This is a genomic window from Pseudomonas sp. NFACC56-3, assembly GCF_900100025.1.
GTDB lineage: Bacteria > Pseudomonadota > Gammaproteobacteria > Pseudomonadales > Pseudomonadaceae > Aquipseudomonas > Aquipseudomonas fluorescens_AA.
Map to the genome: position 1 here is coordinate 36,115 of NZ_FMTK01000019.1, position 25,685 is coordinate 61,799.

Annotated in this window: 19 protein-coding genes and 2 pseudogenes; 14 read left to right on the forward strand and 7 right to left on the reverse strand. The window is 61.7% G+C overall.

Annotated elements, in window-relative coordinates; translation table 11 throughout:
• The first annotated feature begins 15 nt into the window (after nucleotides 1-15).
• The 3 genes from rhmD to aldA are packed head-to-tail and all read left to right on the forward strand — an operon-like array spanning nucleotide 16 to nucleotide 3,460.
• On the forward strand, nucleotides 16-1,200 hold the full coding sequence (gene rhmD, locus BLO80_RS21870; RefSeq protein ID WP_092330209.1) for an L-rhamnonate dehydratase: 1,185 nt from the start codon (nucleotides 16-18) through the stop codon (nucleotides 1,198-1,200).
• Nucleotides 1,201-1,214: 14 nt separating this feature from the next.
• Complete coding sequence (locus tag BLO80_RS21875) at nucleotides 1,215-2,015, forward strand: aldolase/citrate lyase family protein (protein WP_092330211.1); 801 nt, start codon at nucleotides 1,215-1,217, stop codon at nucleotides 2,013-2,015.
• Nucleotides 2,016-2,026: 11 nt separating this feature from the next.
• A complete protein-coding gene (gene aldA / locus BLO80_RS21880; RefSeq protein WP_092330214.1) occupies nucleotides 2,027-3,460 on the forward strand; it encodes an aldehyde dehydrogenase in 1,434 nt (477 codons plus the stop codon).
• 185 nt (nucleotides 3,461-3,645) lie between these two features.
• Here the strand turns inward: aldA and BLO80_RS21885 are convergent, their stop codons facing one another.
• The 3 genes from BLO80_RS21885 to BLO80_RS21895 form a co-directional block, all read right to left on the reverse strand.
• Complete coding sequence (locus BLO80_RS21885) at nucleotides 3,646-4,248, reverse strand: LysE family translocator (protein ID WP_092330216.1); 603 nt, start codon at nucleotides 4,246-4,248, stop codon at nucleotides 3,646-3,648.
• A 53-nt stretch (nucleotides 4,249-4,301) separates the two neighbouring features.
• Nucleotides 4,302-5,138 (reverse strand): AraC family transcriptional regulator, encoded by an 837-nt coding sequence (locus BLO80_RS21890; protein ID WP_072405663.1) that lies wholly within the window; start codon nucleotides 5,136-5,138, stop codon nucleotides 4,302-4,304.
• A gap of 194 nt (nucleotides 5,139-5,332) precedes the next feature.
• A complete protein-coding gene (locus tag BLO80_RS21895; RefSeq protein WP_092330219.1) occupies nucleotides 5,333-5,755 on the reverse strand; it encodes a GlcG/HbpS family heme-binding protein in 423 nt (140 codons plus the stop codon).
• A 271-nt stretch (nucleotides 5,756-6,026) separates the two neighbouring features.
• Between BLO80_RS21895 and BLO80_RS21900 the strand changes: the two genes are divergently transcribed.
• Together BLO80_RS21900 and BLO80_RS21905 are read left to right on the forward strand one after the other, a co-directional pair.
• On the forward strand, nucleotides 6,027-7,112 hold the full coding sequence (locus tag BLO80_RS21900; RefSeq protein ID WP_092330222.1) for an aromatic ring-hydroxylating oxygenase subunit alpha: 1,086 nt from the start codon (nucleotides 6,027-6,029) through the stop codon (nucleotides 7,110-7,112).
• Nucleotides 7,109-8,059, forward strand: coding sequence for a PDR/VanB family oxidoreductase (locus tag BLO80_RS21905; protein ID WP_092330224.1), 951 nt, complete (start codon nucleotides 7,109-7,111; stop codon nucleotides 8,057-8,059). Before BLO80_RS21900 ends, BLO80_RS21905 begins: the two co-directional genes overlap by 4 nt.
• Nucleotides 8,060-8,339: 280 nt before the next feature.
• On the opposite strand, the gene BLO80_RS21910 is transcribed toward BLO80_RS21905, so the two are convergent.
• Both BLO80_RS21910 and BLO80_RS21915 read right to left on the reverse strand, forming a co-directional pair.
• On the reverse strand, nucleotides 8,340-9,053 hold the full coding sequence (locus BLO80_RS21910; protein WP_003202123.1) for a GntR family transcriptional regulator: 714 nt from the start codon (nucleotides 9,051-9,053) through the stop codon (nucleotides 8,340-8,342).
• A gap of 98 nt (nucleotides 9,054-9,151) precedes the next feature.
• Nucleotides 9,152-10,183 carry an Ldh family oxidoreductase gene (locus BLO80_RS21915; protein WP_092330227.1) on the reverse strand — a complete coding sequence of 344 codons (1,032 nt, stop codon included), beginning with the start codon at nucleotides 10,181-10,183 and terminating at the stop codon, nucleotides 9,152-9,154.
• Nucleotides 10,184-10,393: 210 nt separating this feature from the next.
• Between BLO80_RS21915 and BLO80_RS21920 the strand changes: the two genes are divergently transcribed.
• On the forward strand, nucleotides 10,394-15,223 hold the full coding sequence (locus BLO80_RS21920) for a dermonecrotic toxin domain-containing protein (protein ID WP_092330229.1): 4,830 nt from the start codon (nucleotides 10,394-10,396) through the stop codon (nucleotides 15,221-15,223).
• Nucleotides 15,224-15,389: 166 nt separating this feature from the next.
• The gene (locus BLO80_RS21925; RefSeq protein WP_092330232.1) at nucleotides 15,390-16,391 is read left to right on the forward strand and encodes a FecR family protein; all 1,002 of its coding nucleotides are present in this window, start codon (nucleotides 15,390-15,392) and stop codon (nucleotides 16,389-16,391) included.
• Between the two features lie 193 nt (nucleotides 16,392-16,584).
• Here BLO80_RS21925 and BLO80_RS21930 read toward each other — a convergent pair whose 3' ends face one another.
• On the reverse strand, nucleotides 16,585-18,933 hold the full coding sequence (locus tag BLO80_RS21930) for a bifunctional acylase PvdQ (RefSeq protein WP_092330235.1): 2,349 nt from the start codon (nucleotides 18,931-18,933) through the stop codon (nucleotides 16,585-16,587).
• Nucleotides 18,934-19,229: 296 nt separating this feature from the next.
• On the opposite strand from BLO80_RS21930, the gene BLO80_RS21935 reads away from it, so the two are divergent.
• The gene (locus BLO80_RS21935; protein WP_092330237.1) at nucleotides 19,230-19,610 is read left to right on the forward strand and encodes a fe2+ zn2+ uptake regulation protein; all 381 of its coding nucleotides are present in this window, start codon (nucleotides 19,230-19,232) and stop codon (nucleotides 19,608-19,610) included.
• Nucleotides 19,611-19,619: 9 nt separating this feature from the next.
• Here BLO80_RS21935 and BLO80_RS21940 read toward each other — a convergent pair whose 3' ends face one another.
• The gene (locus BLO80_RS21940; protein ID WP_042731964.1) at nucleotides 19,620-19,808 is read right to left on the reverse strand and encodes a hypothetical protein; all 189 of its coding nucleotides are present in this window, start codon (nucleotides 19,806-19,808) and stop codon (nucleotides 19,620-19,622) included.
• A 292-nt stretch (nucleotides 19,809-20,100) separates the two neighbouring features.
• Here BLO80_RS21940 and BLO80_RS30720 point away from each other — a divergent pair.
• From BLO80_RS30720 to BLO80_RS21965, 6 genes and pseudogenes are all read left to right on the forward strand, one after another.
• Nucleotides 20,101-21,180, forward strand: a pseudogene (locus BLO80_RS30720) (cache domain-containing protein); the annotation flags it as partial.
• Between the two features lie 333 nt (nucleotides 21,181-21,513).
• Nucleotides 21,514-22,041, forward strand: a pseudogene (locus BLO80_RS30725) (methyl-accepting chemotaxis protein); the annotation flags it as partial.
• 223 nt (nucleotides 22,042-22,264) lie between these two features.
• Nucleotides 22,265-22,711, forward strand: a complete 447-nt coding sequence (locus BLO80_RS21950; protein ID WP_092330242.1) for a DUF411 domain-containing protein — start codon at nucleotides 22,265-22,267, stop codon at nucleotides 22,709-22,711.
• Nucleotides 22,711-23,145, forward strand: a complete 435-nt coding sequence (locus BLO80_RS21955; RefSeq protein ID WP_092330245.1) for a YqaA family protein — start codon at nucleotides 22,711-22,713, stop codon at nucleotides 23,143-23,145. Before BLO80_RS21950 ends, BLO80_RS21955 begins: the two co-directional genes overlap by 1 nt.
• An 85-nt stretch (nucleotides 23,146-23,230) precedes the next feature.
• The gene (locus tag BLO80_RS21960) at nucleotides 23,231-24,262 is read left to right on the forward strand and encodes an alpha/beta fold hydrolase (RefSeq protein ID WP_092330247.1); all 1,032 of its coding nucleotides are present in this window, start codon (nucleotides 23,231-23,233) and stop codon (nucleotides 24,260-24,262) included.
• A gap of 11 nt (nucleotides 24,263-24,273) precedes the next feature.
• A complete protein-coding gene (locus tag BLO80_RS21965; RefSeq protein WP_092330250.1) occupies nucleotides 24,274-25,236 on the forward strand; it encodes a D-2-hydroxyacid dehydrogenase family protein in 963 nt (320 codons plus the stop codon).
• Nucleotides 25,237-25,685 lie beyond the last annotated feature (449 nt).

Below are 25,685 nucleotides of genomic sequence, written 5' to 3' on the forward strand. Positions count from 1 at the left end.
TCAAGGAGCTGCACAATGGGTATCCCCACTATCAAACACGTCCGCGCCTTCGTCCTGCGAGGCGGCGGCGCGGACTACCACGACCAGGCGGACGGCCACTGGATCGACGATCACATCGCCACACCGATGAGCAAATACCCGGACTACCGCCAGAGTCGCCGCAGCTTCGGCATCAATGTACTCGGCACCCTGGTGGTAGAGCTCGAGGCCAGCGACGGCACGGTCGGGTTTGCCGTGACCACCGGCGGCGAGCCGGCGGCCTACATCGTTGAGAAGCACCTGGCGCGATTCGTCGAGGGAGCCCGGGTCACCGACATCGAAAAGATCTGGGACCAGATGTACCAATCGACGCTCTACTACGGTCGCAAAGGCCTGGTAATCAACACGATTTCCGGCGTGGACCTGGCACTCTGGGACTTGCTCGGCAAGATCCGCCAGGAACCGGTGCATCAACTGCTCGGCGGCGCGGTGCGCGATGAGTTGCAGTTCTACGCCACCGGTGCACGGCCTGACCTGGCGCAGAAAATGGGCTTCATCGGCGGCAAGATGCCTTTGCATCATGGCCCGGCCGAAGGCGAGGAAGGCCTGCGCAAGAACCTCGAGGCACTGGCGACGATGCGCGAGCGGGTCGGTCCGGACTTTTGGCTGATGCTCGATTGCTGGATGAGCCTGGACCTCAACTACGCCACCAAACTCGCGATCGGCGCCCATGAGCACGGCTTGAAATGGATCGAAGAGGCCCTGCCGCCCGACGATTACTGGGGCTATGCGGCGCTGCGCAAAAACGTACCCAAGGGCATGCTGGTGACCACCGGCGAGCACGAGGCCACCCGCTGGGGCTTCCGCATGCTCCTGGAAATGGGCTGCTGCGACATTATCCAGCCCGACGTCGGCTGGTGTGGCGGGCTCACCGAGCTGGTGAAAATCTCGGCTTTGGCCGACGCCCACAACGCGCTGGTGATCCCCCACGGCTCTTCGGTCTACAGCTACCACTTCGTCGCCACTCGGCATAACAGCCCGTTCGCCGAGTTCCTGATGATGGCGCCCAAGGCGGACGAAGTGGTGCCGATGTTCCACCCGCAATTGCTGAGCGAGCCGGTACCGGTGCAAGGCCGCATGCGCCTGTCGGTCCTCGATCAGCCCGGTTTCGGCGTGACGCTGAACCCTGAGTGCCAACTGCATAGGCCTTATAACCGCTAGAAGAGGAGCCCGCCATGACCATGCCCCACAACGCCTTCAAAGCCGCCCTGGCCTCCAAGCCTACGCAATACGGCATCTGGGCCGGTTTCGCCAGCGGTTACGCCGCCGAAATCGTCGCTGGCACCGGTTACGACTGGATGCTGATCGACGGCGAACACGCCCCCAACACCGTGCCCAGCGTGCTCAGCCAACTTCAGGCTGTGGCGCCCTATGCCACCGCGCCAGTGGTGCGAGCGGTGACCGGCGATGCCAACCTGATCAAGCAACTCTTGGACGTCGGCGCCCAGACCCTGATGATTCCCATGGTCGAGACCGCCGAACAGGCCCGGGCCCTGGTGCGCGCCATGCGTTACCCGCCTCACGGCATTCGTGGTGTGGGCGGGGGCCTGACCCGCGCCACCCGCTGGGATGGCGTCGCCAACTACCTCACCACGGCCCATGAAGAGCTGTGCCTGATCGTCCAGGTGGAGTCGCGCACCGGGGTGGAAAACGTCGAAGCCATCGCCGCCGTCGAGGGTGTGGACGCGGTGTTCATCGGCCCCGCCGACCTGTCCATCGGACTTGGCCATGCAGGCAACCCTGGTCATCCCGAAGTCCAGGAGCGTATCCAGTTCGCGGTCAATGCCACCCTCGCGGCCGGCAAGGCTTGCGGCATCCTCGCACCCAACGAAGAAGACGCCCGCCGTTATCAGGGCTGGGGCTGCCAGTTCATCGCCGTGGCCATCGACATCAGCCTGCTGCGCCAGAGTGCCATTGCCACCCTTGCCCTCTACCGCGAACCCGCCACCGCTCAAGCGCTGTCGCGCACTTACTGAAGGACACCGCCATGTCATCCGTTCCTGTGTTCCAGAACTTCATCAACGGCCAGTTCACCCACAGCGAGGCGCACCTGGATGTGTTCAACCCCGCCACCGGGGCGCTGCTGTCCCGTGTCCCGGCTTCCAACGCCGCCGACGTCGATCAGGCCCTGGCTGCCGCCCGCTCCGCGCAGAAAGACTGGTCGGCCAAACCGGCCATCGAACGCGCCGGACACCTGCGCCGCATTGCCACCAAACTGCGGGAAAACGCCGCCCACCTGGCGCGCACCATCACCCTGGAGCAAGGCAAGATCAGTGCCCTGGCCGAGGTGGAGGTCCATTTCACCGCCGACTATCTCGACTATATGGCCGAATGGGCCCGGCGCATCGAAGGCGAGATCATCACCAGCGACCGCCCCGGTGAAAACATCTTCCTGTTCCGCAAGCCCCTGGGCGTGGTTGCCGGGATCCTGCCGTGGAATTTTCCGTTTTTCCTGATCGCTCGAAAGATGGCCCCGGCGCTGTTGACCGGCAACACCATCGTCATCAAGCCCAGCGAAGAAACCCCGAACAACTGCTTCGAATTCGCCCGGTTGGTCGCCGCGACCGACCTGCCACCCGGCGTGTTCAATGTCGTATGCGGCGACGGCCAGGTGGGCGCTGCCCTGAGCGGTCACACAGGTGTGGACATGATCAGCTTCACCGGCAGCGTCGCCACCGGCTCACGGATCATGACGGCGGCGGCGCCGAACATTACCAAGCTCAACCTGGAACTGGGCGGCAAGGCCCCGGCCATTGTGCTGGCGGATGCCGATCTGGCGCTGGCGGTGAAAGCCATTCGCGATTCACGGATCATCAACACCGGGCAAGTCTGCAACTGTGCCGAACGCGTCTACGTGGAACGCAAGGTCGCCGATCAATTCATCGAGCGGATCAGCGCGGCGATGTCTGCCACCCGCTATGGCGACCCGATAGCCGAAGCCGACGTGGAGATGGGCCCGCTGATCAACCGCCAGGGCCTGGACAGCGTTGAACGCAAGGTTCGAACCGCCCTCAGCCAAGGCGCCAGCCTGGTGAGCGGCGGCAGCGTGGCGGACCGCTCCAGCGGCTTTCACTTCCAACCCACGGTACTGGCCGGTTGCAACGCATCAATGGACATCATGCGTGAGGAAATCTTCGGTCCGGTGCTGCCGATCCAGATCATTGACGACCTGGACGAGGCCATCGCCCTGGCCAACGACTGCGACTACGGCCTGACTTCTTCGATCTACACCCGGGACCTGAGCCGGGCCATGCACGCCATTCGTGGCCTCGACTTTGGCGAGACCTACGTCAACCGCGAAAACTTCGAAGCCATGCAGGGCTTCCATGCCGGCGTGCGTAAATCCGGGATTGGCGGGGCCGATGGCAAGCATGGGTTGTATGAGTACACCCATACCCATGCGGTGTACTTGCAAAGCTGATCTGCGATAGAGCCGAACGGGCCGGGATACCATTGTGGCGAGGGAGCTTGCTCCCGCTGGGGCGCGAAGCGGCCCTGAAACCTGGCGACGCGGTGAATCAGGTTGATTGAGCAGGCCTTGATCGGGGGCTGCTTCGCAGCCCAGCGGGAGCAAGCTCCCTCGCCACAATGTTTCTTTCCGGTCCCTCAGACCACCAACGTCGCCCATGCCGACACCAGCAACAACACCGCCATGGTCCGATTGAACCGGCCCATCGCCACAGCGGAACGGCAGAACCGGGCAGCGCCGAGGCCCAGATAGGCCCACAGGGTCATGCACGGAATGGAAATCGCGAAAAACGCGAGGGATAGCCAGAGCACCCGCACGGTACGGTCAGCCTCGGCTCCGGCAAACACGCTGACCACCGCCAACGCCATCATCCAGGTTTTCGGGTTCACCAACTGCAATCCAGCCGCTCCCGCCAGGCCCAGTCGCGGGCCCTCAACCGGCCTGTCCGGGTCAATGGCCTGGGCCGGGGCGCTGAAAATCTGCCAGGCCATCCAGCTCAACCAGGCAATGCCGGCCCATGAAAGCACGGTCTGCAGCGTGGCGTGGCGCGCCAGCACGTCGCCCAATCCGGTGCCCACCAGCAACACCAGCAAAGCCGCCGCGGCGCAGGCCCCCAGGATGATCGGCAAGGTGGTGGCCAGGCCAAAGCGCGAGCTATGGCTCAGCACCAGAATATTGGTCGGGCCCGGGGTGATGGAGGCGACAAAGGCGAACAAGGCAAACGGCAGTAACTGGTCCATGGAGCAACTTCTCGGTGAATGATCGTCACTCGATCATCCCCACGAAGGCCCGCTCAGTCTGGAACAATTGAGCAGCGTTTGCGGTAGTCCGCCGGGCTCAGGCGATAGGCACGCTGGAACCAGCGCCCCAAGTGGCTCTGGTCGGCAAAACCGAGCATGGCCGCCACCGTCCCGGCACTCTCGCCAGAGGCCAGCAAGCGCCGTGCGCGGGCCAGGCGCAATTGGATCAGATAGGCATGGGGGGCTAGGCCGAAAGCAGCCTTGAATGCACGGCTCAGGCGAAAACGATCCACACCGGTGACCCGCGCCAGGTCGTCCAGACCGATGTCGTCGCTCAGGTGGCTGTGCAGATAATCCCGGGCCTGCTGCGCCACCAATGGCAACCGCGGATCCGGGTTGATCCGTGCCCGCCAGTGCAGGTGTTGGGTCAGGTTGGCCAACAAGGTATCGAGGGCCGTCTGGCGCACGATGCGGATTTCCTGCTCATGCAGGCTCTGGAAGGCCAAGGCCGTGGCACTCGCCAGCCGCGCATCGTCGGTCAGGGTGGCGGCGAATCCCAATTGGGCGTTGTCCGGCGCCCCGTCGAACAAGGAACGCAACTCACGCTCCAGCCATTGAGGTTCCAGGTACAACGTGCGGTAGGTAAAGCCGTGGTCGTGGGGCGCGTTGCCGTCATGCAATTCGCCGGGCTCGAGCAGGAACACCTTGCCCGGCGTGCTGTTGTGCTGCTGGCGGCGGCAATGAAACTGCTGCACACCCTGCTCGGTCACGCCAACCAGGTAGGTGTCATGCCAATGGGGATCATAGGCATGCCCCTCGAAATGCGCGCGCACGGTCTCGATACCGGACGTGGCGTCCTGCTTGAGATCGATCCAGTTGCGCGCCGTCATGAGCCGCCTCGTTTTGTGTATCCGACCGAAGCAGATTAACCGCTCGTAGGGATGACGTCTGGAAGATTTTGTGCAATTCCCGGTGGGAGCGGGCTTGCTCGCGAAGACGGTGTATCAGCCAACCCAGGCATCGACTGATACACCGCCTTCGCGAGCAAGCCCGCTCCCACAGATTATCAGCCTCGTCCTCAGCGTCAGGCTTGCGGGGTGATAGGCAGCACCGCCTCCACCGCCAGCCGCGCCAATTCCGCATCCTGCTCGGCCTTGACCCCGGACACCCCGATAGCGCCGACGCACTGGCCCTCGTGGCGGATGGTCACCCCACCTTCAAGCATGCCCTGCAGGTGCGGAGCGCTGAGAAACGCGTAGCGACCACCATTGATCATGTCTTCGAAAACCTTGCTGTCGCGCCGGCCCATGGCGGCCGTGCGGGCTTTTTCGGTAGCGATATAGGCTGATAACGGCGAGGCATCGTCCAGGCGCAACAGCCCGAGGGGATGGCCACCGTCGTCCACCACGCAGACCGAAACGGCCCATTGGCGCTGGTGCGCCAGTTCCTTGGCCGCCACCAGCAATTGCGCAACGTCCTGCTCAGTCAGTACCGCTTTGGTCTTCATGAATCACTCCGTGTTGTGTAGCAGCAACCCCGCAAGACAATCAGACACCCGCCCGGCAGGTCCAGGAATACTTCGTTCTGCGAACCATAGCGCACCCGCGGCCGTTCAATGAAGCCCCGGGCGCCAGCGACCTGCGATCGTCCATCGACCCACCAATGGATCCACTAAACAAGCCAATTATCCATTTATCCCGCAAAACCGTTGACAACGAAATTAGTTAAGAGAGTTAATGGATCCACAGACAAGAACAACATCCGCCTGGAGATCCATCATGTACCCCAAAAACGCCTGGTACGTTGCCTGCACCCCCGATGAAATCGCCGACAAACCCCTGGGCCGGCAGATTTGCGGTGAAAAGATGGTTTTTTACCGGGGGCATGAAGGTAAGGTCACGGCCGTGGAAGACTTCTGCCCCCATCGCGGCGCCCCGCTGTCCCTGGGCTACGTCGAAAACGGCCACCTGGTGTGCGGCTATCACGGCTTGGTGATGGGCGGTGATGGCAAGACCGTCGAGATGCCGGGGCAACGGGTACGGGGATTCCCCTGCAACAAGACCTTTGCGGTGCGGGAACGGTATGGCTTCATCTGGGTCTGGCCCGGTGACCAGGCGCTGGCCGACCCGGCACTGATCCATCATCTGGAATGGGCTGAAAGCGATGAATGGGCCTACGGTGGCGGCCTGTTCCATATCCAGTGCGACTATCGCCTGATGATCGACAACCTGATGGACCTGACCCACGAAACCTACGTCCACGCCTCGAGCATCGGCCAGAAGGAAATCGACGAGGCGCCGCCAGTGACCACCGTCGAAGGCGATGAAGTGGTCACCGCCCGCCATATGGAAAACATCATGGCTCCGCCCTTCTGGCGCATGGCCCTGCGCGGCAACAACCTGGCCGACGACGTACCGGTGGACCGCTGGCAGATCTGCCGCTTCACCCCGCCCAGCCATGTGCTGATCGAAGTGGGCGTGGCCCATGCCGGCAAAGGCGGTTATCACGCCGCGCCACAATTCAAGGCGTCGAGCATCGTGGTGGATTTCATCACACCGGAAACCGAGACCTCGATCTGGTATTTTTGGGGCATGGCCCGGCACTTCCAGCCGCAGGATGAAGCCCTCACCGCGTCCATTCGCGAAGGCCAAGGCAAGATTTTCAGCGAAGACCTGGAAATGCTCGAACGCCAGCAGCGCAACCTGCTGGACCACCCGCAGCGCAACTTGCTCAAGCTCAACATCGATGCGGGCGGCGTGCAGTCCCGGCGGGTGCTGGAGCGCTGGATCGCACGGGAGCGCGAACCTCAAGCCGGCTTGATCGCCAGCAGCCAGCAGCCACAGCTGGCGGAGCAACGACCATGATCGAAGTCCAGGTCACGGCGCGACACAGCGAAGCTCTCGATATCTGCAGCTACGAGCTGACCCGCGTCGACGGCGAGCCGTTGCCGGCCTTCACCGCCGGCGCCCATATCGATGTGCACTTGCCCGACGGGCTGATTCGCCAGTACTCGCTGTGCAATCATCCCGAGGAACGGCATCGCTACCTCATCGGCGTGCTCAACGACCCGGCGTCCCGCGGTGGCTCGCGCAGCCTGCATGAGCGGATCCAGCCAGGCACGCGCTTGCACATCAGCGAACCACGCAACCTGTTCTCGCTGGCTCCCCACGCCCGGCGCAGCCTGCTGTTTGCCGGAGGCATCGGCATTACGCCGATCCTGTGCATGGCCGAGCACCTGGCCCAGAGCGGTGCAGCGTTCGAGCTGCATTACTGCGCCCGCTCCCGAGACCGTGCTGCCTTTGTCGAGCGCCTGCGCCAGACCCCGTACGCTGACCGGGTGTTTCTGCATTTCGATGAAGAACCAGAAACCCTGCTGGACGCCGCCAGGGTGCTGGCCGCACCCGATAACGACCTGCACCTCTACGTGTGTGGGCCCAGTGGTTTCATGCAGCACATCCTCGACACCGCCAAGGGCCAGGGTTGGCAGGAAGACCGCCTGCACCGCGAATACTTCGCCGCCGCCCCTACCGACACTCGTGCCGACGGCAGCTTTTCAGTCAAGCTCGCCCGCACCGGCCAGGTGTTCGAGGTGCCGGCGGACCGCAGCGTGGTGCAGGTGCTGGAGAGCCATGGCATCGAGATCCCGATCTCCTGCGAACAAGGCGTGTGCGGCACTTGCCTGACCCGCGTGCTGGAAGGCGTGCCGGAGCATCGGGACATGTTCCTGACCGAGGCCGAACAGGCCAGCAACGACCAGTTCACACCGTGTTGCTCCAGGTCGAAGACGCCGATGCTGGTGCTGGATCTCTAACGCCGAATACTGTGGGAGCGAGCCTGCTCACGATGGCGCCGCCTCTGCGGCATGGATGGCGACTGACACACCGCTATCGCGAGCAAGCTCGCTCCCACAGAGATCGAGGTCGACATAGCACTTGTGGGCGCTGGAATCCAAATGTGGGAGCGAGCTTGCTCGCGATGACGGCGGCACCTCCAACAGGTGTGCAAACTGACCCACCGCTATCGCGAGCAAACTCGCTCCCACAAGGAATCTGGGCAAGAGGAAATTTTGACGTTACCTGCGACCGGGCGAGTTACTCAGAACGCAGAATCACCGTCATCCGCTCGTCAGCCAGCGTCGAGCCGAACACTTCGGCGTAACGCAGGGTCGCATTGGCATGCTCACGCATGATCGCCTCGGCACGGCCGCTCTGGCGATTGATCAGTGCGTCGAACACCGAATGGTGTTGCATGTGGGCATAGTTGAAGCGGCGAAACTCGCCGGCCATGTTCTGGCGATCCACCGCCAAGGCGGTGACTGAAGCGAAAGGCAGATGATCGTTGCGAGCCAGGGCGTCGGCGATCGCCGGGTTGTGACTGCCTTCGACGATCACCTGATGAAAGCGCATGTTGAGGTCGTGATAGACCTCCAGGTCATCCTCGGTCACATAACCTTTGGCGAACAGTTCATCCCCCTGCACCAGGCATTGCTCGAGTATCGCGCGCGCTTCTTCAGACAAACCATGCTCGGCCGTCTGCCGTGCCGCCAGGCCCTCCAGCACGCCACGTACCTCCACAGCCCCGGCGATTTGCTCGGCACTGACCGAACGCACCTGAAAACCTCGCCCGCCAAAGCGCACCAACAGCCCTTCCTGCTCCAGGGTGCGGAACGCCATGCGCACCGGCATGCGCGACACGCCGAACAACTCGGCCGTGGGAATTTCCATCAAGCGCTCGCCAGCGGCCAGCTCACCCGAGGCGATCATCTTGCGCAGCGCAACCAGCACCGTTTGGCCGGGCTTACTCATCCAGGCGATTCCAGAGAAAAGAAGCCCTCATAGTAGAAGGCTTGGTGCAACGTGTCACGGCAAGGCACGGGGGCAAGGCCTTGATAAAAGCCGGTGGTTCAAATGCCCGCCAGTTCCCGCAACTGCGCCAAAGTCTGTTCGTCCAGGATAATCCCCTGCTCATTGGCCTTGCTGCGCTCGCGGTGTCGACGGTCTCCCGGCAACCGCCGCAGCCCGACGCCGTGCATCTGCCTGACCAGTTCCCGGCTGCGTTCGGCGAAGTCTTGCCCGGCGGACTTGCTGGGGTCGATCACGATCAACAACTGGCCAGTCCACGGCGTCTTGGCGCCCGGATGATTGTTCCAGTCGAATTCGAAGGAAAAGTTACCCCCGGTCAGGGCCGCCGCCAGCAGCTCGACCATCATCGACAACGCAGAGCCCTTGTGTCCGCCAAACGGCAGGAGCGCTCCGCCTTCGAGAATCGCCTTGGGGTCGCGGGTCGGTTGGCCGAGGCTGTCCACGCCCATGCCCGGCGGCAACAACTCCCCCTTGCGTGCAGCAATCTGTACGTCACCGTGGGCGATGGCGCTGGTGGCCAGGTCGAAGACAATCGGCTCGCCGTCGGCCCGTGGCGCGGCGAAGGCAATGGGATTGGTGCCGAACAGTGGACGATCCGCGCCATGGGGCACCACACACGTCATGCTGTTGACCACGCTCAACGCCACCAGGCCTTCGTAGGCAAACGGCTCGACATCCGGCCAGAGCGCCGCGAAGTGATGGGAGTTGCGAATAGCCAGGACGGCGATACCGGCGCTGCGGGCCTTTTCCACCAGCAATGGCCGCGCGGCAGCCAGGGCTGGCTGGGCAAAGCCATTACCGGCATCCACCGCGACGAACCCTGACGCCACGTCTTCGACCACCGGCACGGCCTTGCCGTTGACCCAGCCGCTGTTCAGCGTCGAGACATAACCGGGGATGCGGAACACCCCATGGCTATGGGCACCGTCGCGTTCGGCCCCGGCGCAGTTTTCAGCCAGGCACCGGGCGACTTCGGTCGACGTGCCATGACGCAGGAAAATCTTCTCCAGCAAGCTCACCAGAGCATCGAAGGACAGGGTGCAAGAAGCGGCATGATCGGATGGTGCAGACATCTGAAGCTCCGGAATGATTGTTGGAGGTAGCAACAGCGTGAAGGACCCGCCCGGTGATTAAACACTGTTTCAGGCGCGCACTGTCAATCCTTCCCCACTGCCGACCGAAGAAGCCCGGTGTGCAATAACTATGTACCACCCTTGCCCATGCATCGCTGCCTAGTCTGAGCGCTTGCGCCCCATTCGCGGCGCCTTGATCGAGAAGCAACGATGACCACTGAAACCACGCCACTGCTATTTCCCGAGGTATTGAACGCCACTCGCGTGGACGAATTGACCGCTCCCCACCGGCTGACCCAGGCCGACCTCGACTGGTTGCACCATGTCTCCCTGCCCAGCCATGCGCAACGCGCGGCGCAGATGCCGCCGATGTCCGCCGAAACGATCCTGCTCCAGGCCAAGAACAAAGCGCCGATTCCATTGGCCGGCTGCTTTACCCTCAAGGCCCTGCCAGATACCGACGCAGCCGACCTCAAGCCTGCGTTCCTTTACACGCCGGACAAGGGGATTACCCGGTTCAGCAACCCGCAAGCCCTCGAAAACAAGATCGATGAAATGCTGCAGGACGCCGCGGGGCGCGACGATCTGTTTCGCTACCTGTCGATCTCCCAGCGCAGCGAACTGAACAGCACGACCGACCTCACACAAACCAGCCGGATCATCGACGAAGACGTTTTCAAGGCGCAGATCGAATCCATCGAATACGCCCAGCGCCTCAATGCCCAGGCCATGGTGGATGAGCTGATCAAACTGCCCACACTGACCTCGATGCTTGACCAGGCCTTGAACGAGCGGCTTCCCGACTTCGATCAACGACAGGCCCGCGTCGCCTTGCGCAAGGGTGTCCCGCTGGGCGCTACCCATGCAATTCCGGTCACTGAGAGCATCGCGCTGAGCGACGCCGTATTGGTGTACTTTCATCATCAGGGTTGGCCTGCCGGGCATGACGTCGACCTGACGCACCCCGGCACGAGCGCACACACCGCGCAACAATGGGAAGGCATCATCGAGGCCACGGCCAGGAACCTGATCCCCAAGCTCAGCCAATGCATCGATGCCTACTGGGAGGCGAACAGCCCCTTCCACCTGTCACGCCGCCGCTTTCTTGCACGCGTCATTCGCGATGCATTGCAGGCCGCGATCCTGATCGAACGTGAAAAAGGGCAACTGACCCAGGCCCAAAGCCAGGAGCTGCTTCGACTGTTCAGGCCTTCGCGCCGGGAAGAGCCACTGCTGTTCATCGAAACGATTCGCCTCTGGGAATATGCGCCGCGTTTCGTCGAACTGGCGGGTTCGTTGATGATCAGCGGCAAGGATCATTATCTCTACACCCCCAGCCATGGCCTGCAGAAGGTCGCCAACTACCGGGGTTTCAAGGATGCGCTGTTCAAGCCCCCCGCCACAGTCGAGCCCGGACAAGCGCTCTACAACCTCTTGAGCCTGGAAGAACGCAACCGTTTTCTGCGCTTCGACCAGCCGCAAGTGTCGGGCGAATCGGTGAACCTGCCAGTGGCCGAGTCCCTGGCTGACGCGATCATTACCAAACAGCTGGACAACCTGCACTACGCCTTGGAAATGTCCCGCCAGGGCGACGTCAACCTCCATTCACTCATCGACAAGGCGCTGGATATCCGCACTTTGATCAACAAAAACCTGTTGGATCAGAAAACCAATGGGCATTGGGGCACACGACCGGCGTTTTACGGAGACTTGCGACCATCCAACTTCATGGCCGACCAACTGGAGAGGAAGATCAAGAGCTACACCGATGTCGAAGACGCTTTTCACACCCACTTCATCAAGCTGCCGCCCGCCAACACGGCCTCGCTGCACAGCGGGCTGGACAAACTACTGCCTGAACTGACCAACGTTTTCTCACTGGGCCTACGGGCCGAGGCCGAACTCAGAGAACGTGACGCAACGCTGCCGGCCGCCGCCCATGACTTGATCAGGAGCGTTTTCGCCTACGACGCCGACTACCCGGACCGCACGCAGCGCCCGGGTGTCAGAGGCTTTCAACCCGATGTCTATTCGTTGAAGCTGACATGCCGTACCGAGGAGCGCGTGACTTCCCTACGCCTGGCCAACTGTTTTTTAATGACCGAGCGCGGCGGCCTGGATACCCCCTACTCGGGCATGGCCATCCTTTGGTCCCCCACCGGCGGCCTACAGGCTTTTGCGAACGTCGAGCTGGCCACGGAGCAATTGAACAAAAACCTGCTGGACACTCGAAAACGCTTTGCCTGGCTCTCGAACCTGGCGCCCACTCAACGCATGCCCCACGGACGCTACCAACTCCAGGCCTATGAACTGCTGGAAGACAATGTGCTGGTGAATCGGATGAATTCGTTCATCGAACAGTTCAAGACCGAGCGCAATTACTTGAGCACGTTGAAGATCGGGGATTGGAAACTCAGCGGATCGGCGTTGCGCAACAGCCTCGACGCCTTGCTGGCCAAAGGCGCGCCCACCAATCTGAAGCGCGCGGCGGACATCGCCCGAGCCAACAGGCGAAAACAGACACTGCCCGCCTGGCTCGGTACGGCATCCCTGGAAGATCAACGCCTGCATATCGAACTGCTGGAGCAGTACAAGAACAGCGTGGTCGATGCCGATGCCAAGGACTATCTCGACGGTATCGAGCCATTGCGCACCTACGTGCATAAAAAGCTCAAAGCATTACTGGACGCACGCTTCCCTGGAAAAAACCTCGATCCCGACACCCTCCAGATCACGCCGAACCTTGCCGTCGTGGGGCCGGCCAACGCTTTGACCGACTTTGCCTTGCATCATGTCGATGTGACCCGAAACGGCTTCAAGGTTTCGTCAACCTCCACGCACAAACTGCCTGACGGTTTGAACGAGATGGCGGTCAGGCAAATATTATCGTCATTGGGTATTTCCACCGCCTATAAAGCACAGGTCATGGACACGCTGTCCGGCTCTGCCGCGCCAGCCTTGCAAAGCAAGCGACGGTTCCGCCGACAACTCCCCTGGCAACTGCTGCAACATGCTCACGCCCGGCACCTGCAGCAACAGCTCTCCAGCAAGGCATTCGACCTGATTCGCCAGGTACTGGACATGCCGGACGCCATCGCCCGTAGCGCGGTCGAAGGCGCCAGCGCAGTGTTTCGCCCAGTGGAACTGATCAAGACCGGCGGCGCGGCAGCGGTCAAGGCCCTTGGGCTTTACCTGGTGGGTTCGAGCGCCCAGGCGACCAATCCTCTTGTCCTGTACTCCCCTTATCATTCAGGTCACTGCTTTACCGAGTTCAAGGACGAAGCGAGTGTGGTCGCGGCATTCAACACGCCGGGCGCGCTCCAGGACTTGCTGATCCGCCGGCTTCCCGAAGACCAGCAAGCCCTCTTCAAGAACCTGTTCGCTTCGACACTCGGGCAGCTTTCGGAAATCACCCTGGGTTCCAACCCTATCCGCACAAACCTGCTCGACACGCTGTTCGATGACAACACGAAATTGCTGGCAGAACTGTTGGGTTCCCAGGCACAGGACAAGCGTCAATTCGACTGGAGTACCGTCTTACACCTGTTCAGCTCGGGCATCCGGCTAGTGGGAAGACAGTTGCCGGGCAAACTGACGTTCATAGAAACGCTGTGGGAAAGCTACCAGGACTTCAAGGCGTCTTCCGAGGCCCTGCAAGCGCGTGACTGGAAAACCGGCTTGCACAACTTCATCGCCGGCGCCGCCGAGATGGTCTCGCTGGGCCTGCTCAATCGCGACGATACATTCGGTCTGCTCGATCCCGTTGAACCCGCCTTGCCAAGTGTCCCGTCGACGCTCGACTGGAAGGACATCGCTTCCACCGGCCAACTGCGTACCGACCTGGGCGTCTTCGAAGCCACGGGCGTCAGCCTGTCCAACCTGCAAAAAAACCTGGTTGATGGAACCTACAAGGCCATGGAAAACGGCAAGCTTTATATCCCCTTGGCCGGCAAAGTCTTTCAAGTGGCAAAAGCCGGCCAAACCTGGCGAATCATTCATGAACACAGCGAGGGGCCGTTATTGAAAAAGTCCCCGGATGGCCGGACATGGGAAATCGACCCACAACGCCAAACCATCCGCTTTGGCAAGGCCGGGTCGAAGATGGCCATTACCTATAACGACTTCAAAGCCAAAGGTTCATTGAATATTGAAGCGCGAGGCATGGCTGAGATACGCCGGAAATATCCGCACCGGGCAAATGCAATCGTGCAAGCGCTGGAGACTGCGCGGGTCTACTCGTTCAATGCCCTCCACAACCTCCATCAACTCAAGCAACAGGTTGTTCCGGGCTCTCGACTGGACAACTACCTTAGATTGTTTTTTGGTGTCAGCAGTGTCGACGCCAGTCTTATCAGCAAAATAGAGACGGCGATCTCGCCGATATGCCAGGCATTGGCCGATCCTTCCTGGGAACTGCAAAATGCGAACCGCATCGTTGTCGGCCACCTCAAGAACCTGGAGGACAGAGCCACTGCATTCGTGCTCGAACCGGCTGCCGTTGAAAGAATCTATCTCACGCAGTTTTTCTTCGACATGGGATTGGATGGGTACAAGGCCGTCGTCCCCGACACCTTTAATGTCGACGCCCACGCCCAGGCAGCGACCTTCATCCATGAAGTCTCCCATCAGCTATTCGCTACCCTCGATATCATCTATCTGGACGCGGTACTGCCATTCCTCGACTTGATTTCAACAGCGACTCATCCAGGGCAAGTGCAATACGCCAAGCAAAAGGACCTGCAACTCAACGGACTTTCGTTGACCACCCCAAAATCCAAACTGTTCATGCACTGGGACAGCGCAGACAACGCCTACAAGAAGTTTGAGCAGCTGCCTTTGTACAAAGAAACAACCCGGGAGATCCTGAAGATCACTGGCGCCAAAACCATGGATATTGCCCGCGATGATTTTCTGGATCCGATTTTGCCGGGCAAGCGCATCGACGTCATACTCCGCAACGCCGACTCGCTCACACTGTTGATTTGTGAATTAGGACGGCAACTCGATGCGAGTCCTTCCCGGCAACTTGCCGTGCCGTGAGCTGCACGAGAGGGGGTATTGATCTTTTTTTCACGCAAAGTATGCGACGGTAGGCTACGACTGTTGTTTGAGCGAAAAAAACAGGCTCATTGATGCGCAAACGCCATGACGGCAGTTCTCGGCAGCTCATGCCGAAGGTTAGAATGCGGCAAACCAGGACGAATCAATGACCGAACATACCCTCTCGGAAGCCGAATACGACGCCATTACCGATGCCGCAGCCCATTGGTGCATGCGATTGCATGCCGTCGACTGCACCGATGCCGAACGGCAGGCATTCAAGCAGTGGCACGATGCCGATCCCCTGCATGCTTTCGAATACGAAGCCATGCTGGAAATCTGGGATGTCGCCGATCATCTGCCGCGCGTCGAGGCCATGGCCGCCACTCCAGCGTCCAGGCCCCGGTCGCGCTGGAGCCGGTTGGCTGTCGCGGCCGCAGTGTTCGTCGTCGGCCTGCCCCTGGCTGCCTACACCGCCTGGAACCTGGACTGGATCGCCAATTCCTACCAGCGGTTCGAAGCCGGCACGAGCGTGAGCCATGTCACCTTGAGTGACGGCAGCCAGGTGGAACTCAACCTGGGCAGCGAGCTGACCTTCGCCAACTACAAGAACGAGCGCCGGGTAACCCTGGAAAAGGGCGAGGCGTTTTTTGATGTCAGCCATGACAAACAGCGTCCGTTTGTCGTGCGCGCGGGCCAAGGCCAGGTGCGTGTGACCGGTACTCGCTTCAACGTCTGGATGTACCAGGACCAGGTGCGGGTCACGCTGGTGGAAGGCTCGGTCAGGGTCACCAGCAACCAAGCGCTCACCCGTAACGGCCTGCAACTTTCGCCGGGCATGCAGGCGAGCTACAAGGCGGGCGACTATCAGCCCCAAGTCCGCGAGACAGCCGCGAACGACAGCTCGCTGGCGTGGCGCACCGGCAAGCTGGTGCTGGATGACCTCGCCCTGAGCGATGCGCTACCGCTGATCAACCGCTACCTCGAGCGTCCCGTCATGCTCGCTGACAACAGCACCGGCGGCCTGCGTGTCGGCGGTGTCTACAACATCAGCGAAGTACAGAACCTTGTGGCTTCGTTGCCCAAAGTCCTGCCGGTCTACCTGACCCAGAACAAGGACGGCAACCCGGTGCTCAATCCCATCGGGCAGCGGCCGGTCCATAACTGAAAGCCTCCCCTGTAGGAGCAAAGCTTGCTCGCGATAGCGGTGAATCAGCCTGACTCGTTCTTGAAGTACCGCCCCCATCGCGAGCAAGCTCGCTCCCACATTGGAAGTGTGGTGGACTCAGGTTATGTGAATGCCGCAACACCCTTGTGGGAGCGAGCTTGCTCGCGATGACGCCTGCAAGCCACAACAGCGGTTATTGCGTCGCCACCCTGCCCGCCTCATCACGCTCACGGATAATCACGGCCTGATAATGCGGATCGGCCTTGATCTGCTGTTCGGTGAAGGGCAGCACACTCCACTGCTTCTGCGAAAACGCCTGGGTCTGGTCGGCCGAATACGGCGAAGCGGGGTCGCTGGAAATGGAGAATGCCAACAATCCCTGGGCTTGCGGACCTTTACCGTCAAACGTCACCACTTGCAGGTAACTGGTACCGCTGACCACCTCCCGCTTGCCGTTCGCCCCCGGCACGCTCTGGATCGCGTTATAGATGCCCAACTCCCCGGGGCCGCCGTGGATCGGCGTCTGTCGGCTGCCGCTACTGGCCACCTGGACGTCCTGCCATCGGCTGTCCTTCGACAACCCCGCAACCTTCACCGCCGCCACCGAAGCCAGCATGGCCTCGCGCACAGCCTTGAGCACCGGCGGTCGCTCGATCGCCAGGCCGCGCGGGGTGCGTTGCGGGTCTTTGGGATCGAACGCAACGCGCCATGAGTCCGGCACCGCCTGCAGCCGTTCCATGATCTGCTGGAAGTACACCAAGCCCAGCCCGCTGTTCAGGCCGGCCTTGCGATCCCAGGCCTTGAGGCTGGCACAGGCTTCGGCCAATGCCGACGCATCGCCCCCCAGGTCACCGGCGCAAACGCCGAGCAGGTCCGGCATCACCTGGTCAGCCAGGTAAACCTGATCGTCCATGACCATGCGCTGCAAATCCTCCACCTTCACCGGTCCATCCTTGGCCAACTGGCCCACCCGCTCCAGCGCAAAACGCGCCCGCAGGCCCAGCGGCTGACCTTGCTGGCTGATCACCGGGGAAAAACCGGACAACGGCTGCGCAGGATTGACCATCCAGGCCGAATCGTTGGAGTTCTGCACATAATCTCGGCGCAGCAACTGCGGGAGCTTGTCGGCGGCATAGATGCCCTTTTGCACGGCGTTGGAATCGCTGCCCCAGGCACATTCGCTGCGACTGCCATCCAGCACGATCAGTTGCAACCCGGCCCTGGGATCGCTGCACCGGGCCAGTTTGTCGGCGTCGACGTTCGGCACCACCGACACGTTCATGTAGAGGCTTTGCCCCTGGTCGTCCACCGCCAGGGTATTGACCCAGGGAATGCCTTGGATCTTATGGACAGCGTCCTGCAAATCCTTGAGGGTGACAGCCTTGTTCATGGCGTACCACTGGGCCAGCACGCGATCGTTTTCCAGGTTCGCGTCCCGCAGGCTGTAGGCGAACCGGTTGTCCCAGTCCAGTCGGCCGGGCCATTGCACGATCGGGCCGAACTGCGAGCCATAGACCACGCGGGAAACCGTCTGCACCTGGCCGTCGGGTTGCTTGATGTCCACCGCGACCGTCTGCTGGCTCATCGGCACGGATTTGCCATCGAGCAGGTAGCGGGTCGGATCTTTCGGGTCGAGCTGCAGCCGGTACAGGGTGAAATGCTTGGAACTGTCGACGGTGTGGGTCCAGGCCAGGTGCTGGCTGAAACCGATATTGATCATCGGCAGGCCTGGCAACGCCGCGCCCATGACGTCCAGCTTGCCGGGAATGGTCAGGTGCATCTGGTAGAAACGCATGCCGCCCACCCACGGAAAATGCGGGTTCGCCAGCAGCATCCCGCGACCGTTGAACGAACGTTCACTGCCGATGGCCAGGGCATTGCTGCCACGCTCCAGGGCAAAACGCTGCTGCCGGGTTGCGGCGACGGCGAAACCGGCGACCGGGGCGTCCGCGCGTGCCGTCGCCTGGGGCGGTTGCGCCCCAGCCAGGGCTTCGGCGAACTGGCCGACGCCACCTTCCACCAACAACCGACGGGTCAATTTGACCAGGTCCAGCGCGGTGATCGGCCGCACCCAATCGCTGGCGCATTGCTCGGGCAGGCCCTTGGCCTTGCGCTCGGCCAACGTGCGGTTGTAACCCGCCGCATAGCCTTCGACCAGCTGCTGCACCTGAGGCGTCTGGGCCTGCCAGAAACCGGAGACCGCTTGCGGCGTGTTGAGCCAACTGAAAAACAGATCGCTGACGCGGTTCTGTCGCTGCTCGATCGTGACCTGCTCGGGTCCGAAATAACGCGAACGCTGGGCATTGACCGTGACGATCTCATTGGCCAGCAGACACAGATTGTCCTGAGCGTAGGCATAACCGATGCCATAACCCAGCCCACGCTCGTCCTGAGCCCGGATATGTGGCACGCCAAAACGGGTGCGACGGATCTCGGCACTGGCCTGTTGCCCATCGTCCTGTGCACTGACCACGGGGCTGAGCCCGAGGGCGATCCCTAGAAAAGCGCCTGCAAGGCCAACCCTCGATAACTGCCCGGACATTCTCACGTTCACTCCTGATGAAAACTGCAGAAACCAGAACGGCTACCGGTGCGCCAGTAAACAAGCACTCGGCCCGCCTGGGAAATCACACGCCGCGTGCTGAACCGGAATGTGCCTACCTTGAAAACGAACCGGATGACAAAAAATTAATGGCCGCACGCCGCTTGAATACGGGGGTTTGACGAAGCAGGGGCAATTTTTTCACATCACCGCCCTCATGATTGCGCATCCTCGTTCGTCCTATAACAGGAGAGCATTCGTGACCTTTTCTGATCTGGCTGGTAAGGAGTTTCTGCATGCGTAACGCGCAACTGCCCATGGAGGGCAAGCCAAGGCCGACCGGCGTCCCGCTGAGCGCCACCCACCGTGAATTCGAGAAGCCGCCAGAGCGCGGCGGCAATGACCATATCAGGCGCCTGCTCAAGAGCTTCGGGCTCAGGACCAGCCTGATTCGCCTCAAAGTCATCGACGCGTTGCTCAAGGCCGCCCACGAAAACCGCTGCCTGGGCGTGCGTGGTGTGCACAGTCAGTTACTGGGGTTGGACATTCCGTTGTCCTTTCTCAGCGTGCGCGAGGTGTTGAAGCGCCTGTGCAGCGAGGGTGTCGTGACCCTCAACCCCGATAAAAGCTACCGCCTGCACCCCAGCGCGCTGGCCGTGCTCGAGGCCGAGGAATGAAGCCGGCGCTCAGGGCTTGACCTTGCGCCGCATCACGCCGTTGATCACCACCACGATGACCGCCACGGCAATGGCGATGTATTGAAACAGCTGCTCGCTGATCATGCCCTTGCCCTGCATCCAGGACAGCCCGAGCATGATTGCCAGGACGACGAGGACGATCAGAATCGAGTATTTCAAACGTTGCGAATGAGTCATTGCCAATTTCCTGAATGTATCCGTTCTGTATCCGAAGGCTTGCCGATCCATACCTCATCTACCGGAATGACGACTCACCAACGGGGCTCCATGGTACAGCCGAAGGCGTGTCTTCGTGCAATCCGCTCGTTTTATCCCTTGGCTGACTGACATCTAAAGCTGCGCCCCCTCAGGCCGATATATACGGAACTGCCCATCCGCCAGCTTCAGAAATCGCCTTCGTGCAAGGATTCCCCGTATGCCCTCACTCCGAACGATCCAGGCTCGCTATACCCTGTTTCTGGTTGTTTTCATGCTGGTGGTGTCCCTCTTGACCGTGGTGGGCATCAGTTACCTGGTCGCGCCCAAGCTGCGCCAGACTGAAGAGGAAGTGGCACTTAACCGCATCGCCGAGGTTGCCGAGCAGATCCAGGGCGAACTGAACAAGGTGCAGGCGCAGCAACGCAGCATTACCCAGACCATCCCGCTGCTCGACAGCGATGCCATCGACAAAGTGTTGCCGGGGCTGGTGGATCAGTACGGCGAGCTGAAAGTCTTCGGCGGCGGGATCTGGCCCTTGCCCAACCAGCGGGCCGAGGGACGCAGCAAATTCAGCACGTTCTGGCATCGCGATGCGTCCGGCAAACTGGTGGTCAATACCTTCTGGAACAGTGACGCCGCGCCCAACTATTACGAACAACCCTGGCACAAGGGCGGCATGGCCACTCCACCGGGCAAATGCGCCTGGGCCGCGGCCTACAAAGACGACGCCAGCGCCGAACCACGCACCAACTGCGCCATGGCCATCCAGAAAAACGGCGTGCCTTACGGCGTTTCCACCATCGACGTGACCTTGGGCTTTTTCAATGAGCTGGTGGCACGCAAGGAAGCCGAGCTGAGCGCCGAGATGCTGATCGTGGAAGGCGACGGCAAGATCATCAGCAACAGTTCGCGCATCAGCGGGCCGATCGTGCTGAAGAACATCAGCGAACTGGCGGCCACCTCGCCATTCGCCGCCCAGGTCAAGGCGGGCCTGGCCAAGCGCGACCAACCGCTGCAACGTGTGGAGTTCGACAACAAGGGCGAGGCCAGTACCTTCTTCATGCGCCCTATCGAAGGTTCGCCGTGGTTCCTTGCCACCGCATTGCCGACCCGCCTGATCACGGCCCAGCGCGATGACGTACTGAGCACGCTGAGCCTGCTGCAGATCCCGATGGTGATCCTGTTGGTCTTGATGCAGCTGTACGCGATCCGTCAGTTGACCCATCGCATGAAGGTCCTCAAAGGCAACATCGACGCCCTGTCCACTGGCGATGCCGACCTGACCCGACGCATCACCATCCGGGCCGAGGATGAATTGGGCGCAATCGGGCACTCGGTCAACCGCTTCATCGCTTACCTGCAAGGCATGATCGGTGAAGTCACCCAGGCCACCGGCGCCATGGCGTCGAGCCTGGGCGATCTGCAGCGGACCTCGGCCCACACCAGCGAAATCCTGATGCGCCACGCCTCGGAAACCGACCAGACCGTGACGGCCATCACCCAGATGAGCTCCACGGCTGAAAGCGTCGCGCATAACGCGGCCGAGACCGCGGCGTTCACCCAACGCGCCAACGAGCACGCCGATCGCTCCCGCGTGGTGGTCGGTGAGGCCTCCAACAGTGTGGTGGCCTTGATCGACGAAGTGGCCAGCGCCACCCGCAAAGTCGAGAGCATGCAACAGGACGCTCAGCGCATCACCGAGATTTTGGGTGTGATCGGCGCCATCGCCGGACAGACCAACCTGCTGGCCCTCAACGCCGCCATTGAAGCCGCCCGGGCTGGCGAGCAAGGCCGTGGTTTTGCCGTGGTGGCCGACGAAGTCCGCGCCCTCGCCGCCCGCACCCAGGCCAGCACCTCGGAAATCAACGAAATGCTGACCCGCCTGACCCAAGGCGTGAGTTCGTCGGTCTCGGCCATGGAAAACACCCAGGCCAGCTGCCAGTCGGCCGCCGACGCAACCTCGCGCGTCAACTCGGGCCTGGACGAAATGGCCGGCTCGGTCAGCCAGATCAACAGCCTGAGCACCCAGATCGCCACGGCCGCCGAGCAACAAAGCGCGGTGACCGAGGAGATCAATCGCAGCATGGTGCAAATCCGCCACATGGTCGAGGAACTGGTGGAAAGTGGCCTGGCCAGCGAAACCAACACCCGGCAACTGCTGGAAGCCAACACACGGGTGAATGAGATCATGGGGCGGTTCAAGGTTCGCTAAAAACTCACCATCCCCCTGTGGGAGCGAGCTTGCTCGCGATAGCGTCGGATCAGTTGCAAGGTTGTGACTGACAAACCGCTATCGCGAGCAAGCACGCTCCCACAGGACTGTACTCGCCCTCCCAACCTGACAATTCTGTAATCCCTGCCTCAGCCCCCTGTCAGCTCGTGCTCGCCACTCTCTGTTATCCTTGCGCCAAACCGTTCGACACGAGACCTCCTTCATGGCCAACCCCCTGCACCTGCTCGCCTTGAGCGCCCTGTTCATCACCACCCTGGCCCAGGCCGCCGAACCGGTCACCATTGATGTGCACCGTGACGCCAATTGCGGCTGCTGCAAAAAGTGGATCTCGCATTTGCAAGAAAACGGCTTCAAGGTCAACGACCATGTCGAGGCCGACATGAGTTCGGTCAAGCAACGCCTGGGCGTGGCGCCGAACCTGCGCTCCTGCCACACCGCCGAAATCAACGGCAAATTCGTCGAAGGCCATGTCCCGGCCGACCAGGTGCTGGCGCTGAGCAAGCGCGATGACTTGCTCGGCGTGGCCGCACCGGGCATGCCCATGGGCTCGCCCGGCATGGAGATGGACGGCATGAGCGACGCTTATCAAGTGATCGGCCTGAAAAAAGACGGGACCCAAACCGTAGTGGCGGATTACCCGGCCCACTGATGGGCCAAGCCTATATCGGCTTGTTCCTGGCGGCATTTGGCGCGGCGACCTTGCTGCCGCTGCAATCGGAGGCCTTGCTGGTCGGTCTGCTGCTCGGCGAGCGCCACGCTGTCTGGTTGTTGCTGGGGGTCGCCACGCTCGGCAACGTCCTGGGTTCGCTGGTGAACTGGTGGCTGGGCACACGCCTGGAACACTTCAAGGACCGACGCTGGTTTCCGGTCAGCCCGACGCACCTGGACAAGGCTCGCATGCATTACCAGCGCTTCGGCCGCTGGTCGCTGCTGCTCAGTTGGTTGCCGATCATCGGCGATCCGTTGACCCTGGTGGCCGGGGTGATGGGTGAGCCGTGGCGCCGCTTCCTGCTGATCGTGACCGTTGCCAAAGGCTTGCGCTATGGCGTTCTCGCCCTGGCCACGCTGGGCTGGATGGGTTGAACATTCAGGCCGTTCGGTTGCCTGTGGTTAATGTCGCCATAATCGGGTCGCGCCAGGATCGGCGGCGGCCACAAGGAGATTGACCATGTCCCGAACCCCCACGCGCTGGTTGCCCAGCCTCTTGCTCAGCGCCGCCCTGCCCCTGCTCGCCCAGGCCGCCACTCCGCCGGAAGGCCCGGCCTACGGCGCCCAGTTGGAGGGCTTCGAATACCCCTATACCCTCAAGCACTTCGCCTTCCAGTCCCAGGGCCAATCGTTGCAGATGGGCTATATGGACGTGCCGGCCCAAGGCAAGGTCAATGGCCGCACCGTGATGCTGATGCACGGCAAGAATTTCTGCGCCGCCACCTGGGGCGATTCGATCAAGGTGCTGAGCGAAGCCGGCTACCGGGTCATCGCCGCGGACCAGGTGGGCTTCTGCACATCGAGCAAACCCGAGCATTACCAGTACAGCTTCCAGCAACTGGCGACCAACACCCAGGCCTTGCTCAAGACCCTCGGTGTACAGAAAGCCATCGTCCTCGGCCATTCCACCGGCGGCATGCTCGCCACCCGTTACGCCTTGCAGTTCCCCGATCAGGTCGAGCGCCTGGCGATGGTCAATCCCATTGGCCTGGAAGACTGGAAAGCCTTGGGCGTGCCCTACCGCACCGTGGACCAATGGTACGCCCGTGAGCTGAAAGTCACCGCCGAGGGCATTCGCAATTACGAGCGCACGACCTATTACGCCGGCCGCTGGAAACCTGAGTTCGACCGCTGGGTGGACATGCTCGCCGGTTTGAACAAGGGCCCGGGTCATACACAAGTGGCGTGGAACTCGGCGCTGATCTACGACATGATCTTCACCCAGCCGGTCTATTACGAGTTCAAGGACCTGACCGTACCCACCCTGTTGTTGATCGGTACCTCCGACACCACCGCCATCGGCAGCGACATCGCGCCGCCGGCGGTAAAGGCCAAGCTGGGCCGCTACGAGGTATTGGGCAAGCAGACCGCCGGGCTGATTCCCCGCTCGACCCTGGTGGAGTTCCCCAATCTGGGGCATGCCCCGCAGATGGAAGAGCCGGATCGGTTCCACAAGGCCCTGCTGGGCTGGCTGGACAAACCCATTCACTGACGAGGTGTTCCATGACGGTGCAAATAGCAGTCATAGACGATTGGCAAGATGTGGCAGGCAGTGTGGTGGATTGGTCGGTGCTGGACAGCGTCGGCCACGTGACCTTCCTCCACGACTATCCCGCCGACCGTGACACCCTCGCCGAACGCTTGCAGCGCTTCGAGGTGATCTGCGTGATGCGCGAACGCACGGTGTTCGACGAAGGCCTGCTGCGCCGCTTGCCCAATCTCAAGCTACTGCTCACCGGCGGCATGCGCAATGCCGCCCTGGACCTGAAGGCCGCCGCCGAGCTGGGCATCCAAGTGTGTGGCACCGACAGCTACAAGCATGCCGCGCCCGAACTGACCTGGGCGCTGATCATGGCCCTGGTCCGCAATCTGGTGCAGGAAGCCAACGCCTTGCGCGCCGGCCTGTGGCAGCAAGGCCTGGGCGGCGACCTGCACGGCAAGACACTGGCGCTCCTCGGCCTGGGCAGCATCGGTACACGGGTGGCACAGTTCGGCCAGGCGTTCGGCATGCGGGTCATCGCCTGGAGCCAGAACCTCAGCGCCGAACGGGCCGCCGAAGTGGGCGTGACCTACGTCAGCAAGCAGGCGTTGTTCGAACAGGCCGACATTCTCTCGATCCACCTGGTGCTCGGCGAACGCACCCGCGGCCTGGTGGATGCCCAGGCGCTGGGCTGGATGAAACCCGAAGCGCTGCTGGTCAACACCTCCCGCGGGCCAATCGTCGATGAAACCGCCCTGATCGAGGCCCTCCAGCAGCGGCGCCTGGCCGGCGCCGCCCTGGACGTCTTCGCCCAGGAGCCCCTGCCTCTGGCCCATCCGTTCCGCACCCTGGAGAACGTGCTGGCCACACCTCACGTGGGTTATGTCAGCCGACAGAATTACCAGCAGTTCTATTCCCAGATGATCGAAGACCTGCTGGCCTGGACGGCGGGCCAGCCGATTCGGTTGCTAACGCCGGCGGGCTGAACTCTACCCAAATACTCAGGACAACTCCTTCTGTGGAAGCGGGCTTGCTCGCGAATGCGGTGTATCCGTCGGGCAAATGTGTGACTGACAGACCGCATTCGCGAGCAAGCCCGCTCCCACGAAGCTGCGTGTTTCGAGCGCCCATAGCTGGCATCAAAACGCCATCGCTCCACCCGCCCTCCAATAGTGCATCGCGCCATTCCATCGCGCACGCCAATGAACCAACGCCCTCCCCCTACACTTTTTCCTTTGCAGGAAACTGCACTTCGTCGGTGCGTACTCCCCTTCGTCGTGTAAGACATTGCCGCTAAAAAACGTGATTGTCGGACAATGCGACGAACCGAGGCGCACCGCTCTAGGATATGACCTAGACTGCCAAACCGGGGAGAAAACCGACCGGTCATCCGGACGAAAAAAAGTCGAAACTTTTCGCAACGGCGACAGGTCAG

Bases quoted from the DNA above. Each gene is read 5' to 3' on its own strand.
- rhmD (WP_092330209.1), top strand. From the start codon at position 16: ATGGGTATCCCCACTATCAAACACGTCCGCGCCTTCGTCCTGCGAGGC.
- BLO80_RS21875 (WP_092330211.1), top strand. From the start codon at position 1,215: ATGACCATGCCCCACAACGCCTTCAAAGCCGCCCTGGCCTCCAAGCCT.
- aldA (WP_092330214.1), top strand. From the start codon at position 2,027: ATGTCATCCGTTCCTGTGTTCCAGAACTTCATCAACGGCCAGTTCACC.
- BLO80_RS21885 (WP_092330216.1), bottom strand. From the start codon at position 4,248: ATGGACCAGTTACTGCCGTTTGCCTTGTTCGCCTTTGTCGCCTCCATC.
- BLO80_RS21890 (WP_072405663.1), bottom strand. From the start codon at position 5,138: ATGACGGCGCGCAACTGGATCGATCTCAAGCAGGACGCCACGTCCGGT.
- BLO80_RS21895 (WP_092330219.1), bottom strand. From the start codon at position 5,755: ATGAAGACCAAAGCGGTACTGACTGAGCAGGACGTTGCGCAATTGCTG.
- BLO80_RS21900 (WP_092330222.1), top strand. From the start codon at position 6,027: ATGTACCCCAAAAACGCCTGGTACGTTGCCTGCACCCCCGATGAAATC.
- BLO80_RS21905 (WP_092330224.1), top strand. From the start codon at position 7,109: ATGATCGAAGTCCAGGTCACGGCGCGACACAGCGAAGCTCTCGATATC.
- BLO80_RS21910 (WP_003202123.1), bottom strand. From the start codon at position 9,053: ATGAGTAAGCCCGGCCAAACGGTGCTGGTTGCGCTGCGCAAGATGATC.
- BLO80_RS21915 (WP_092330227.1), bottom strand. From the start codon at position 10,183: ATGTCTGCACCATCCGATCATGCCGCTTCTTGCACCCTGTCCTTCGAT.
- BLO80_RS21920 (WP_092330229.1), top strand. From the start codon at position 10,394: ATGACCACTGAAACCACGCCACTGCTATTTCCCGAGGTATTGAACGCC.
- BLO80_RS21925 (WP_092330232.1), top strand. From the start codon at position 15,390: ATGACCGAACATACCCTCTCGGAAGCCGAATACGACGCCATTACCGAT.
- BLO80_RS21930 (WP_092330235.1), bottom strand. From the start codon at position 18,933: ATGTCCGGGCAGTTATCGAGGGTTGGCCTTGCAGGCGCTTTTCTAGGG.
- BLO80_RS21935 (WP_092330237.1), top strand. From the start codon at position 19,230: ATGCGTAACGCGCAACTGCCCATGGAGGGCAAGCCAAGGCCGACCGGC.
- BLO80_RS21940 (WP_042731964.1), bottom strand. From the start codon at position 19,808: ATGACTCATTCGCAACGTTTGAAATACTCGATTCTGATCGTCCTCGTC.
- BLO80_RS21950 (WP_092330242.1), top strand. From the start codon at position 22,265: ATGGCCAACCCCCTGCACCTGCTCGCCTTGAGCGCCCTGTTCATCACC.
- BLO80_RS21955 (WP_092330245.1), top strand. From the start codon at position 22,711: ATGGGCCAAGCCTATATCGGCTTGTTCCTGGCGGCATTTGGCGCGGCG.
- BLO80_RS21960 (WP_092330247.1), top strand. From the start codon at position 23,231: ATGTCCCGAACCCCCACGCGCTGGTTGCCCAGCCTCTTGCTCAGCGCC.
- BLO80_RS21965 (WP_092330250.1), top strand. From the start codon at position 24,274: ATGACGGTGCAAATAGCAGTCATAGACGATTGGCAAGATGTGGCAGGC.